The 13,358-nt window shown below is 32.1% G+C and carries 10 protein-coding genes and 4 pseudogenes; 5 read left to right on the top strand and 9 right to left on the bottom strand.

Translation table 11 applies throughout. From position 1 onward, the window contains the following. Positions 1-173: 173 nt before the first annotated feature. Together ACQKNI_RS00415 and pepF are read left to right on the top strand one after the other, a co-directional pair. Positions 174-965, top strand: coding sequence for an arylamine N-acetyltransferase family protein (locus ACQKNI_RS00415; protein WP_088229810.1), 792 nt, complete (start codon positions 174-176; stop codon positions 963-965). A 117-nt stretch (positions 966-1,082) separates the two neighbouring features. After that, positions 1,083-2,870 carry an oligoendopeptidase F gene (pepF, locus tag ACQKNI_RS00410; RefSeq protein WP_088229811.1) on the top strand — a complete coding sequence of 596 codons (1,788 nt, stop codon included), beginning with the start codon at positions 1,083-1,085 and terminating at the stop codon, positions 2,868-2,870. A gap of 132 nt (positions 2,871-3,002) precedes the next feature. Here pepF and ACQKNI_RS00405 read toward each other — a convergent pair whose 3' ends face one another. The 4 genes from ACQKNI_RS00405 to ACQKNI_RS00390 form a co-directional block, all read right to left on the bottom strand. Beyond that, positions 3,003-3,824 (bottom strand): MerR family transcriptional regulator, encoded by an 822-nt coding sequence (locus ACQKNI_RS00405; protein ID WP_098841003.1) that lies wholly within the window; start codon positions 3,822-3,824, stop codon positions 3,003-3,005. A gap of 40 nt (positions 3,825-3,864) precedes the next feature. Continuing rightward, positions 3,865-4,836, bottom strand: coding sequence for an agmatine deiminase family protein (locus ACQKNI_RS00400; protein ID WP_427282090.1), 972 nt, complete (start codon positions 4,834-4,836; stop codon positions 3,865-3,867). A gap of 410 nt (positions 4,837-5,246) precedes the next feature. After that, on the bottom strand, positions 5,247-6,404 hold the full coding sequence (locus ACQKNI_RS00395) for an agmatine deiminase family protein (protein ID WP_098357612.1): 1,158 nt from the start codon (positions 6,402-6,404) through the stop codon (positions 5,247-5,249). A 283-nt stretch (positions 6,405-6,687) separates the two neighbouring features. Continuing rightward, entirely contained in the window at positions 6,688-7,818 is a 1,131-nt protein-coding gene (locus ACQKNI_RS00390) for a serine hydrolase domain-containing protein (RefSeq protein ID WP_088229816.1), read from the bottom strand. Between the two features lie 258 nt (positions 7,819-8,076). On the opposite strand from ACQKNI_RS00390, the gene ACQKNI_RS00385 reads away from it, so the two are divergent. Next, a complete protein-coding gene (locus ACQKNI_RS00385; protein ID WP_088229817.1) occupies positions 8,077-8,307 on the top strand; it encodes a hypothetical protein in 231 nt (76 codons plus the stop codon). Positions 8,308-8,416: 109 nt separating this feature from the next. On the opposite strand, the pseudogene ACQKNI_RS00380 reads toward ACQKNI_RS00385, so the two are convergent. Further along, positions 8,417-9,625: pseudogene (locus ACQKNI_RS00380) on the bottom strand (MFS transporter). Between the two features lie 108 nt (positions 9,626-9,733). Between ACQKNI_RS00380 and ACQKNI_RS00375 the strand changes: the two are divergent. Together ACQKNI_RS00375 and ACQKNI_RS00370 are read left to right on the top strand one after the other, a co-directional pair. Next, positions 9,734-10,585: a LysR family transcriptional regulator gene (locus tag ACQKNI_RS00375; protein WP_088229818.1), complete on the top strand. Its 852-nt coding sequence runs from the start codon at positions 9,734-9,736 to the stop codon at positions 10,583-10,585. Next, positions 10,578-10,925, top strand: a pseudogene (locus ACQKNI_RS00370) (DUF3916 domain-containing protein); the annotation flags it as partial. The gene ACQKNI_RS00375 and the pseudogene ACQKNI_RS00370, both read left to right, overlap by 8 nt. Positions 10,926-11,290: 365 nt before the next feature. On the opposite strand, the gene ACQKNI_RS00365 reads toward ACQKNI_RS00370, so the two are convergent. The 4 genes and pseudogenes from ACQKNI_RS00365 to ACQKNI_RS00350 all read right to left on the bottom strand — a co-directional run. Further along, on the bottom strand, positions 11,291-11,554 hold the full coding sequence (locus tag ACQKNI_RS00365; RefSeq protein ID WP_088229820.1) for a DUF4176 domain-containing protein: 264 nt from the start codon (positions 11,552-11,554) through the stop codon (positions 11,291-11,293). A 31-nt stretch (positions 11,555-11,585) separates the two neighbouring features. Continuing rightward, positions 11,586-12,236 carry a hypothetical protein gene (locus tag ACQKNI_RS00360; protein ID WP_098252712.1) on the bottom strand — a complete coding sequence of 217 codons (651 nt, stop codon included), beginning with the start codon at positions 12,234-12,236 and terminating at the stop codon, positions 11,586-11,588. 16 nt (positions 12,237-12,252) lie between these two features. Next, positions 12,253-12,642 (bottom strand): annotated as a pseudogene (locus ACQKNI_RS00355) (type VII secretion protein); the annotation flags it as partial. After that, positions 12,643-13,350: pseudogene (locus ACQKNI_RS00350) on the bottom strand (hypothetical protein); the annotation flags it as partial. Positions 13,351-13,358 lie beyond the last annotated feature (8 nt).

Here is a 13,358-nt window from a genome sequence, read left to right as displayed (position 1 = left end):
GCACCTCTCATTAATTTATATTATAGTCATTGAAATCTAATTTACTGAAATCATCATACTATATGTATAGCTAGAAGTAAAGGTGTCATACTTTAGTCGTACGCACATATGCAGATGTTTCCCCTTGCAATATTAGATACAATATATATAAATCGTTTAACGGAGGGGTTTCCATGACAGACTTTCAAAAACAGTTTTTCGCACGATTACATATAGAAGAAAAAGAAACAATTTCATTTGAGGATTTACCTTACATCATGCAAGCAATGGCACAAACTGTTCCATTTGAAAACTTAAATGTTCTCGAAAAGAACTTTAAAGAAATATCAAAAAAAAATGTAAAAGAAAAAATTTTAATAAACAACCGTGGCGGTCTTTGTTATGAATTAAATCCTACTATGTATTACTTCCTTAAAGACTCTAGATTCGATGTTCATATCGTCTCAGGAACAGTGTATAATGCAGCAAATTCTATATGGGCTGTTGATTCTGGACATATTGCAACTGTTTTAAAATATCAGGATGCATTTTATTTAATTGAAGTTGGTTTCGGATCATACTTACCTCTTGCGCCTGTCCCTTTCTCTGGTGAAGTTGTTCACTCTGTTACAGGAGATTATCGTATTCGTAAAGAAACGACTGAAAAAGGAAATTACATGTTAGAAATGCGTAAAAACAATGAGTTTTTAGATCAATCTTCTGCTGATGATTGGACGTTAGGCTATGCATTTTATTCAGATGCAGTAAATGAAGAAAAAGCAAATGCAGCACAAAAAATTATCGTTGAACATGAAGGTTCACCATTTAATAAAATGCCTCTTATTGTAAAACTTACAGAAGATGGGCATGCCTCTTTAACGAAAGATAGTCTTACAGTAACGAAAAACGGCAAAAAAACGAAAGAAACAGTTACAGACGAACAATATGCAAACCTTTTACATTCGAAATTTGGAATTACATTATAACCTTTAAGCATCGCCACTTTTGGCGATGCTTTTCAATTTCCAGCAGGGATTTTTTGCAATTTGTTGTATTTCATAGTTATATAGGAATATAACTACATATGTAGAAAGGGAATGATTATGATAGAACTTACAGATCGATTAAACGTACCTGATAGTGAAAAATGGAACTTAACTGATATATACGACACACTTGAAGATTGGGAAAATGATTATAAAAAAATAGATTTATTAACAAACGAACTAAAAGAATTTAACGGCAACATTCACGACGGCAATCGTTTACTATCTTATTTAACGAAGAGTGAAGAAGTATCTAGCATATTATCTTTAATGTTTGCTTACGCACGATTACAATCTGACCTAGATACACGTGATACGAACTCCCAATCACTCGTTGATAAAGTATCACAATTACATGTGAAAGTCAGTGCAGCTAAATCATTCTTCTCTCCATTCTTACTTAGCATCGATGAAAACACATTACATACTTACATAGAAGAAACAGAAGGCTTGCAATATTACAAAGAAGATTTATTTGAATTGTACCGCTATAAAAAACACGTATTAAATAAGGATCAGGAAGAAATTTTATCACAAATGGGTGAAGCACTTTCTTCTCCGCAGCACACATTTGGTATGTTAAATAATGCAGATATTATTTTTGGTGAAGTGACGACTGATAATGGTGAGAAAGTAAACTTAACACGCGGAATGTATGCAAAATTAATAGAAGATGAGAATCGCGATAAGCGAAAAGAAGCGTATAAAGCGTATTACAAACCGTATGTTCAATTAAAGAACTCCATCGCTTCTACTTTATCTGCTGCAATTAAAAATAACGTTACTGTTTCAAAGCTAAGAAAGTATCCATCTGCTTTAGAGAAATCATTATTCGGTGATATGGTTCCGAAAGAAGTATATGACAATTTAATTGATACAACGAAGAAAAACATTCAATCTTTACACACATATAATGAACTTCGAAAAGAAAAATTAAATGTAGACGAACTAAGACAATACGACTTAAGCGTCGATTTAGTAACGGGTGTGAAACAAGAAATTCCATATGACGAAGCATTTGATATTATGATTGCATCACTTGCTCCTTTAGGAGAAGAATATATTGAAACATTAAAAAGCTTTAAAGATAAACGATATATAGATGTGAGAGAAACGCCTGGAAAACGTTCTGGTGCTTATAACTTTGGTGTATATGGCGTTCATCCTTTCATTCTTTTAAATCATCACGATGATTTAAATAGCCTGTTCACTCTTACTCACGAGTGTGGTCACGGTATGCATACGCATTATTCGCACGGATACCAACCAAGAATTTCTGCACACTATTCCATCTTTGTTGCAGAAGTCGCTTCTACAGTAAATGAAGTGTTATTAATCCATTATTTATTAAAAGAAGCGAAAGAAACGAACGTGCGTAATCATTTAATTAACTACTTTATCGATAGCTTTAAAGGTACTTTCTTTACACAAATTATGTTTGCAGAATTTGAAAAAATTACACATGAAATGGCTGAGCAAGGTAAACCATTAAACGAACAAATCTTCAGTGAAATCTATGAAAATCTATTTAGAGAATATAATGGTGATTCACTTGTATTTGATGAAGAAGTAAAATACGGATGGTCTAGAATTCCTCATTTCTATCGTCCATTTTACGTGTACAAATACGCAACCGGATTTGCCTCTGCCATTCAAATCGCCGATAAATTGTTAAGCGGCGATCCAAATGCACAGAAAAACTATATCGAATTCCTTAAAGGCGGGAGTTCAGATTATCCACTAAATCTACTGAAAAAAGCTGGCGTCGATTTAACTACACCAGAACCGATTGAAAGTGCATTAAATCGTTTTAGTGAACTTGTTGAAGAATTTTCAGCATTGTAGAAAAAAGCATGCAGAATATATAATCTGCATGCTTTTTTATTGAAATCACTTTATCCTATATGTTGCTGCGTCACACAGTGAATCATGCCACCATACGCATACAATTCATTAATATATATACCAACAATATTCTCATTCTATTTTCGAAACTAAAAAACATATTTGTGTTACATACTCCTCTACTAAACAATCACATTCAGGTCCCTTTATATAGACTTCATATGGAGGACTTTTCATTATATAGCCATTCCTTTCGACCCACTCTTCTAATGCCATATATGCATAACCTATATAGTCATAGCTACCATAATGTATAGTAGTAACGAATTGATGCTGATTTAACTTTTTTATTTCGCACTCTTGTATTACGTCTTTATAGTCTCCATCCATAATCGGTATTCTTAATTCAATATCACTGTGACTCGCCATATACTCTTCATCATAAAAAACGCTAGAAGGAGAACCGACTATTTGTAAGTTATTTTGTTGTACTTTTTCATATAAGTCATAAAAATAATCATCCATCTCATCTATATCTATTTGTAATCGTTGAGCAATTACTGTTATTCCATTTCTCATTCCAATTAATATGTCGTAATTTCTATGGCGAGCAATATTTAAAGCCGTACTCATATTGACCATTTCATTCATTTCAGAAATAACCTGTAAATTTTGTTTCACCTCGTGGGACAACTCTACAATTTGCTCTTGCATATGTTGAATAAAGGAATCTTGATCTGATGACTGCAGAATGACTTTAATTTTCGGCAAAGGAAACTTGTACTCCCTGAGCTTTTTAATTTTCAACGCTATCGCTAGCTGTCCTTGCTCATAATATCTATATCCATTCACTGGATTTACATATGCTGGTTTCAATATTTCCTCTTTATCATAATGTCTTAACATCCGTGTACTCATTTTACAAATCCGCGAAAATTCAGTAATTGTATACATATAAATACCCCTTGGCTACATTTTCTTATAAGCTTATTTCTTAAAACCAATCAAAAAACTTTCTAATTGAAGAACCTTCATTCTGATTGTTTAATCTTTTCATTTTTGAAGGTAACAAATGACTCGGACAATACCATGTTAAACAATTTATTGCGCCTCCCATAGTCGATATTTCTCCTACATGAATTTGAATAACTTGTTTCTCCGTATACTGTTGAATATATCGTAATACTTCCCCATCTTTAGCTAATCCAAACTTAGGAACATAAATGGCGTCACATGTTTCCAACATATTTATATATAAGCCTTTTGCCGATGCTATTTCTTGATCATATTGCCCTTTCTCTGTGTATGACGAAGGAACAACAATAAATTCAGCTTCTGGCATTTGCTCTTGAATAATCTCTTGAACATGATATCTGAATTCATGATCCCCTAGAAAATCACTAATAAACATTGTATGTTCATCAATAAATTTAACCATTCCGTCTGCGTGCGCAAGTACATCTCCTTCTTCAGCAGGAATAATAATAACCCGGCTCACATCTAAATCCCACTCTAATTGCTCAATAATTTCCTCTTCTGTCCAATCATCGTTATCATCAAATATGCGTTCTGTTAAAATAACAGTATCTTTTTTATTCCAAATAAGATTACCACCGTCCAATATTAATGGTGATTTCACATACTCAAAGTCGTTCTTTTTCAACCATTTATTAAATTGTTGATCTAAATATCGTCCTTGATCCTCTGGCAAATAATTTGGTAGATATTTAAATTTAACAAGATGATTCGTTACAACTGGCGCAACATCTCTTAACCAAATATCATCATACTCAAAAAAGCTCGTATGGAATTCTTGTTCTTCAACTGATAAAGAAATAAGCTGGTCTGTAACCCCCTTTTTCCCATTTAAATTTTCATTAAAATAAATAAGTTCTTCATAAAACGGTTCATAATATTCATTTGATTCATCTGGTATCGCAGTAAAAATAATTCCCTTTTGTTCCATATATTTTACCTCGCTTTTTTTATAATAATTGAGTAGCCGATTTAAAAACGCCCGCTCTTCCTCAATACTTTTCATTACAATTTTTAAAACGTGCACATTTCTTGAATGGATTATAGCATGGGAAAATATTATATATTTATATAAAAAATTTAAAGCCGTCATTAAGCCGTAAATTGAATCTTGAAAAGGATTCAAAATATAAATATTTGATGATTGTAATGAATCCTATTTAATCTTTAAAATTATTAAAGCATACAATTAAATACTAGAATCATAAATCCAATCATTATGAAGCTAATTAAAATGATTTCTTTCAACACCGTTACTCCTTTTTATACAAATAAAAAAGAATGCCACCTAGCCAAAAGTCGACTATGGGACATCCCTGCCGATAATTACACTTCCATTTACTACTTCAAACTAACGGGTTGTTGTTGCGTCACACAATGAATCATGCCGCCATTTTTATAAAGCTCTCTCACATCAATACCGACTACTTTACGATCCGGGTATAACTTCTGAATCGTATCGTTTGCGATTTTGTCATTCGGATCATTATAATTAGGCACCAATACCACTTTATTCCCAATATAATAATTGATGTATGATCCCTTATAATCGAGAGTTTTCCCGTTTTCTAAAGCAACGTTTTCTTTACTAAGCGGTAAGTATTCATACTTATACTTCTTTCCTGAAGCATTTTTCGCATCTAACAATGTATCCATATCTTTATTTGATAAACCCCATTCAGCTAGGTCATCTTCTTTCATCGTTACAATGGTAGATTTATCATGGAATTTAGCAAATCCATCAATATGAAAATCCGTAATATCTAAATTAGGCACTCCATCTAACCAAATAAAGTTTGTTACCCCAAGGTCACTTATATATTCTTCAATTTCCTTTTCTGATAAATCAGGGTTTCTATTTTTATTCGTTACTGCACTTCGAGTTAATAAAGCTGTTCCATTACTGTCTAATTCAATTGCGCCACCTTCAAGAACAAATTCTCCCCAATCAATTCTTTCAATCCCTAATTGTTCACTAACATTCTCACGTATACGAGCATCATTTTTATAAGGTGTTTTCTTTCCCCAACCATTAAATGCTGGATCTAATACTTTTAAATTTTTATTATTATCATAAACAAAAATCGGTCCACTATCTCTTGCCCATACATCATCCGTAGGCGCTATAAAGAAATCAATCTTATCCATATTTAGCCCTTCATCTGTTAAAAGCTTATTGATTCTCTCTTTTTCTTCCTGATTATATGCAACAATGTGGACTTTTTCACCCTCTGTTAAAGCACTTGCCATCTTAACCCAAATTGGTTCGACTTCTTGTTTATATTCTTGTCCATATGTGTATTCATGTGGCCATTGCAACCATGTACCTTCATGTTTACCTTTTTCATCCGGCATCGTATATTTCCCAGCGTTTTTCTGTACCTCTACCTTCTCATCCTCTTTCCCTTTTACATTTTCATGATTCCCCTCAAAAGAACATCCACTAATAATCGCTGTAGATAATGCACTTATGAAACAAAGCTTTACTATTTTTTTCATTTTTCAACCTCCTGTTCTTCTCTCCAATAATGTAAAGCTTCACATAGTGTGAAGCTCAAGTTTTTTCATAAATATAAAATTTACCAATTACTCTTCATCATAAATTCCGTACAAATAAATGAACTTCATATAGCATCTTTCCTCTATTTAACATTAATATCATTTAACTTCCCCCATAAATTTATTCTATTATTAACTACCTCCTAGCTGTTTGTTCACTAAGTAGAACCTTACTAAATAAAAAATCGGTATTGATAATTACATATCAATACCGATTTTCCCATCATTGTTTTCCTTCTATTAAATCATTCGCCATTTTTCTAAACTCTTGATTAAATGCATCATTCATACCATTTTGTACGTTAGAGAATAATATTACAAACGTTCGTTTATCCCAATTAAAATTATTAAATGTGTTCCAGCCAGCTAACACACCGTGGTTATGATAATAATCTGGGTAAACATAAAAACTAAATCCATATTTTCTTGCAGGTGATGCAGAAAACATATCCGTTAAGCTTTGTTTAGAAAGTAGTTTACCGTCCATAATAGCTTCATCTAACCTTTTCATATCTTCAACAGTCGTATACATTTCACCACAACCATACAGCCAGTTCATTTTTAAACGAGGTGCATCTATTAACTCATTATCCTTTTTCGTATAACCTTCTGCTAAGAAAATATCTTCAGGGAGAGTTGCCCCCATTCCAGATTCATGCATTCCAACAGGCGTAAAAATATTTTCTTTCACATATTCAGCGAGCGGTTTATTCGAAATCTTTTCTACAATATACGCAAGCACCATATAATTATAATCTGTATATTTCCATCCTGTCCCTGCAGGAAATTGTAACGATTGCGCACCAATCCATGTGACTAACTTTAAACGTGAAGCTGCGTCAACACTACCTTGTCCCTGATCCGGCAAACCAGACGTATGTGTTAACAAATTTCGTAATGTAATATTTTTATCGGCTGGAAACGATGGAATATACTTATTTACATTGTCTTCAATATTTAATTTTCCTTTTTCTCTTAGTTGCATAATAGATATAGCAACTACCGTTTTCGTAATAGAACCAATGCGATATTTCGTTCTTGGCGTCGTTAATACTTTATCCTTCACATTCGCATAACCGTAACCTTTTCGTAAAATCACATGATCTTTACTTGCTACAAGAACACTTCCATTGAATCCTTTATCTTTTAAATATTGATCTAGTTTTTCAGCTGCAATTTCATAACGCTTTTTTTCAGCTACGCTAACTTCTTGCATATCGTCCTTACGCTTATCATTTAAATTAGAAAATGACTTTATATCATATTTCTTACCTTTATTTGCATGTATGAGTGCAACGACACTTCCACAAAAAACAGCAAAAATAAAGGAAACGATTAACCATTTCTTTAACATAATAGGAACCCTCTTTTATCTAGTTTCACTTAACGCGCATCCATTCTATTCTATATCTTTTAATTTTTAAATATTTTATAATATTATCTAACATTCACTCTACTAAAACTAGATCCCTCTTTTTCATATTCAATTTTTGACTACTCTCTATTGTATTTCTTTCTTACAAAATTTACACCATACAATCGGATGCATCCAACTATAATTTCAATTTCTAATGTAACATTTGTTACATATCTATAAGAATGGAGATGTAATATGAAAAATACTGATAAACGCAATCGTTTAGATGATAGGATGTTTCATTATCGGATAACAAAAAAAAACATAGTTTCAATTGAATATTACGGAAAACAGATCAAATTATTAAAAGGACATGATGCTGAAAAATTTTTAAACAAAATACATCATGCAAATAACGATAAAGAAAAACAACTCATTATGGCTAAAGTTACAGGTAATTTCAAAAGAGGAAATGAACGTCATTGAAAACGAATCTCATTTCTTTTTGATTATACAGCATATTCAAAAAGAAATGTCGCTCATATGGCATTTCTTTAGACTTTCTTCATAAAAAATTTACATTGCTAACATTCCTTTATTTTTTATTCTTCCAATATAAGCTGGCCGCTGAAATACTTAGTAATACAACTATACATAGCCACGCATACGTATACCCTTTTTCATCTACAATATAGCCAAATAAAACAGGCGCAACAATAATAGCAATTTGATTTAATGTAAGTGCAAAACTCACTGTCATCCCTACGGATTATTCACTTGCTGATTCTGCAACTTCGGCTATAAAAAGACTGAACCATCCAATTGAAAAGAACCCTAACAATGCACTTACACCATACAATACATTCGTTCTTACATGTATGCTCATTACTAACATGAGAATGAAGCAGATAGAAGTGCAAACAGTTATAAATAAAGGAATGCGCCGATTTCCCTTATAGAACAAATCACTAATAGCTGCTAATATAACCCTACCAATCATTCCAGAAAAGAACATAACGGAAAATACTTTCCCAGCTAAAATAGGTGTAATTGATTGTTCTATAACTAAATATTTTATAAAATGTCCAACTAACACCATTTGCAATGAAATCATGCAAATACCCGTTATATAAATTGAATACAACCCTTTTTTACATATCACTGCTTTTAGATGCATCCAAAAAGAGATATTACTACGTTCTTGTTTCTCTTCCTCTCGAACACATGGTGGATCCTGATAAAATATATAAAATAAAAGACCACCTATTATACAGATACTTCCTATAATATTTATCGTATACGTCACATTGTATTTTATCGTAAAAAACGGAATCAATACTCCCGCTAACGCACCACCAATCGGTATCCCAGCTTGCCTTATCCCCATCGCTAATCCACGATTTTCTTTTGGAAACCAATTTATTATCACTTTACTTCCTCCTGGCTGGGACACACTATAAAATGTTCCAACTAATAAAAGTACGAATAGTAGTCCGATAAATCCATTTACTATATTAGTCAATAAAAGCGAACCACCTAGTAAAAAAGAACTTATGCTAATTAACATTTTTTCATTATATTGATCCAGTAACCGCCCGACAAAAAGCATACAAAATAACGGACCAATATTTACAACACTTATTAACAATCCACTCTCCATATTCGTAAGCACATATTCTTCTTTCCAAAATAAAGCGAAAGCTCCGACACCATACGTTATAAGTGTTGCTGTCGCTTGAGCAATCGTCGCAAAAATTAACACCATCCACTTATACGTACTATTTACACTCTCTTCCATTAACATCAAAATCTCTCCCCCCTTTCATTATATGAAAGTTTTAATATCATATAAAATAAAGATTAACCATATAATCCATCAAAAAAATTGATACCTTTTTCGGGGGGATGACACGTGGACGTAAAAGATTTAACTGTTTTTTACGAAGTTGCGAAAGAAGGAAATATATCTCACGCAGCTAAAAATTTGAACTATGTACAATCTGGCATAACAATGCGTATAAAGCAATTAGAAAACGAATTAGGTGTTCCGTTATTTTATCGAAATGGAAAAGGAGTTACGTTGACTTCTAATGGTGAGATTTTATTAACATACGCAAAACAAATCATCCACTTAATGGATCAATCTATTAAAGCGGTTCAAAGTAACGGAACCGAGCCAAAAGGAACTTTAAAAATCGGATGTACAGAATCTACAACCGCTGTTCGGCTTCCTTCCATATTAGCGACCTACTATGAGAAATACCCACAAGTCGAATTGATTTTAGAAACAAATACAACGGAACAACTAACTCACCTTGTATTAGAACGAAAACTGGACGGGGCATTTATCGCTGGCATTACTCAGCACGCTGAACTTCACACAAATATATTTCGTGAAGAAGAATTAGTTCTCATCAGTAAAAATCCTTTATCCTCCTTTAAAGAAATAGACTGCATGAATTTACTTGCCTTTAGTCACGGGTGCTATTATAGAAGATTATTGGAAGACTGGCTTCAAGAAGAAGGAGTTTCACCTAAACGAGTTTTAGAGTTTGGGACAATTGAAGCGATACTTGCATGTGTAAAATCAGGTATGGGCATAGCAATTATGATGAAGTCTATCTTAAACGGTCATAAACATGACGTATCATTCAACCCTTTACCAAACAGCTTCAAAAAAGTTCCTACTACCTTTATTACTAGAAAAGATATTTTTCACTCTGCTGCATTACAAAAATTTATGGAGATGATCCACAATGCGTGAGAAGAAAATACGTGGTATGAAACGAAGAACAAACACTATGATAAAACGAATTGAAGAACATACAAAAACGTTTCCTTCTACTTTCCATAATGATGAATATTGGTATATACCGTTACCTGTTTCACAAGCTTTTATCGATTCTCGTAAAACACCTAGAAAAGTAAAGCGATTGTGCATTCAAACTTTATTAAATCAAGCAAATAGATTATTGAAAATGAAACCAATCGATACAAATACATATCGAGTTGTTGTTATGATTTCTATCGCAGATTTATGGAACTCACAAATTATCATATTTAAAAATAATGACTACTTTCATACTTTTTTCAATAGAAAAAACCATAAATTATTTAGAGGACACTTCTGTATCCCTAAATAAATTTATGGCTTTTCTCAAATATCTCCGGCCTCTATTAACTTGTTGATTTTAATCATACCAAACCTATTAAAATTTGTGAATATTATTTTTTCAATAAAGTGAAGCTTTAATCAGGATGAATTATCCATCTCCTACTGATTATTAGTGGAAGTTTTTACTGCTCATTAATGTAGGATACATTCTGTTCAAATTCTTTATAGTAACTTTCACTTGATATTTACGTATATCTACGTTTTACTTAATTACAAATTCTTAGTTTCGTATATCCTTACTTGGAACTTATTTTAAAGTATATTTGAAACTATACTTAACTTTGAAAACATGCATTATACTTTAGACAATACATTTTCTTGGAAAGTATGTTCTTCTTGATCTTCATATCCAGTTGAAACAACTTCTTGAATATCATCATGGTTAAATAAATAAGTGAAATCTGGATTCATATAGCCTTCTGGATAGGGACATCCCATATAATCGAATTTTCTTATCTCATCCGTTTCTACTTGTTGTTTCCGCCCGAAAATCATGAGTTTCTTTGTACCTTCTTTTAAAATTACAATAGAGCCTATAGGAAAAAGTTGCGAATTCATTGTATGGCCCCTCCTTGTTAATTGTTTTTTGCTAAGAATTTAAGGAACCTAGCTTGGTTTTCCGCTTCTTTAAATCAATATATACACACATATATATACCATATATACTAGACACAACAGCCAATAAAGAAAAGACCAAAATTAAGACCGTCGCTAAAGCATTTTGTGATAATGAACCTACACATATCTGTCCAATAATATATCCCAATCCTGAAAAATAAACAATTGGAGAAATTTTTATATTTCCATTTTCTTCATTGTTTAATCGCTTTAAAAAACTTTTCATTCCAATAGAAATCAATTTATAAATTGTAAAAATGTAAAGCACAAAAGTAACAATAAAAAACAGAGGTGTTTCAATTTTAATAAAAGTATATGCAATCTTTTGAATCACTATAAAGCTTCCAAAAGAAAAAGTTATTCCCATAAATCCATTATATAAAATGTGTACCAACCTTGGCTCATTTGGTTTACAAAAAAATACCCATCCCCCCCATATATTAGCAGTCAATAGAACAGGTAAGATTATATATAAGTATATGGTAAAGGTTGGAGGGAATAAAAATGGGGTTAAAATCATAAAATTAATAACTACCCACACCATAATGACACTCGATCTAACACTGTAAGGCATCAATTTCCGAATAATTTGTTCTGTACTTTTTCCGTGGTATTTTTCCATATTAATCTCCCAAAAACTAAAAAATTTTATCTAAAGTTGCTCCGATTCCAGATTTAACTCTATCTTTTATCGAATCCTGTTTACCATCATGATTCCAATCACCTTTGTTAAACTTAATTCCATCTGTTAATATACTAGCTCCTATAGAAACACCAAAGCCAAAACAAGCTCCAAAAACAGTTCCAACAGCTGCACCTACTTGGGCTCCCGCAAAGGCACTTACAGCAGTAGAGCCAATCCCAATTGCTGCATCACCAATAATATCACCAGCTATTTTAGTTTTTGAAGCTTTATTTTCAATATTTTCCTTTGTATCATTAATTACATCCCACCCTATAGCTGCATAGCCTAAAGCATTTGTTTTTAATTTCAATGAATCCTTTAAAATTTCTTTTGGTGATAAAATTTGTGTTTGCTCATTATCTAAAACTTTTTGGATTAGCCAATATTGGTTCTGACTATATAAAAACTGAATACAGTCTGTAGACCATGAGTCCTTTATATAATAATGAACTTGAACAGTATTTAACTCTTCACGATTATGTATAATGTTTGCTAACTCTAAGGAAGCTTCATCATCTAAGTAAAGTTTCAAGTAATCTACTAATTGCTTGTTTGATTGATTTAAAATGTTTTCTTTATATGCAGAAGAAGGGATTTTAAATGTATAATTTGGACGAGAGAAAGAATTTTTAGGCTGTAATGCTTGATATATAAATTGCCAAGCTACCTCCGGTGTCCCGCATTCTTTAAATGTACATTGTTTTTCACCGTTAGCATCTGTTATTACATTTTGTATAACCTTTTTTTTACTAAAATAGAAAATTTTTTCTAAAGCGCTGTTTTTACCTATCTGTACTTCAATAACAAATCCTGTAGTTAAATAAATGCGGAAATATTCTAAAAGTTGTTTGTTACATAATGTTTCATCTTCTTTTATTATGAGTAGCTCTTCGTTTTTTCAATTCTCGTACATTACATCTAATTCTTTGTCTATTTCTTCATCTGACCAATTTTCAAAGGGGTTCTCAATTCCAATCATAGTTTCACGGTCAAACATACCAGTTAATACATATACTTCTTTATTTGATAAAATAAGAGGTTCAATAGTCAAATAGTCCC

The sequence above is a fragment of the Bacillus sp. NPDC094064 genome (genome assembly GCF_050279585.1).
Classification (GTDB): domain Bacteria; phylum Bacillota; class Bacilli; order Bacillales; family Bacillaceae_G; genus Bacillus_A.
The sequence above is the reverse complement of the archived record's forward strand: the minus strand, read 5'-3'. Positions and strand labels throughout refer to the sequence as shown.

Excerpts from the sequence above, each read along its gene's own strand:
- ACQKNI_RS00415 (WP_088229810.1), top strand. The coding sequence starts at position 174 with ATGACAGACTTTCAAAAACAGTTTTTCGCACGATTACATATAGAAGAA.
- pepF (WP_088229811.1), top strand. The coding sequence starts at position 1,083 with ATGATAGAACTTACAGATCGATTAAACGTACCTGATAGTGAAAAATGG.
- ACQKNI_RS00405 (WP_098841003.1), bottom strand. The coding sequence starts at position 3,824 with ATGTATACAATTACTGAATTTTCGCGGATTTGTAAAATGAGTACACGG.
- ACQKNI_RS00400 (WP_427282090.1), bottom strand. The coding sequence starts at position 4,836 with ATGGAACAAAAGGGAATTATTTTTACTGCGATACCAGATGAATCAAAT.
- ACQKNI_RS00395 (WP_098357612.1), bottom strand. The coding sequence starts at position 6,404 with ATGAAAAAAATAGTAAAGCTTTGTTTCATAAGTGCATTATCTACAGCG.
- ACQKNI_RS00390 (WP_088229816.1), bottom strand. The coding sequence starts at position 7,818 with ATGTTAAAGAAATGGTTAATCGTTTCCTTTATTTTTGCTGTTTTTTGT.
- ACQKNI_RS00385 (WP_088229817.1), top strand. The coding sequence starts at position 8,077 with ATGAAAAATACTGATAAACGCAATCGTTTAGATGATAGGATGTTTCAT.
- ACQKNI_RS00365 (WP_088229820.1), bottom strand. The coding sequence starts at position 11,554 with ATGAATTCGCAACTTTTTCCTATAGGCTCTATTGTAATTTTAAAAGAA.
- ACQKNI_RS00360 (WP_098252712.1), bottom strand. The coding sequence starts at position 12,236 with ATGGAAAAATACCACGGAAAAAGTACAGAACAAATTATTCGGAAATTG.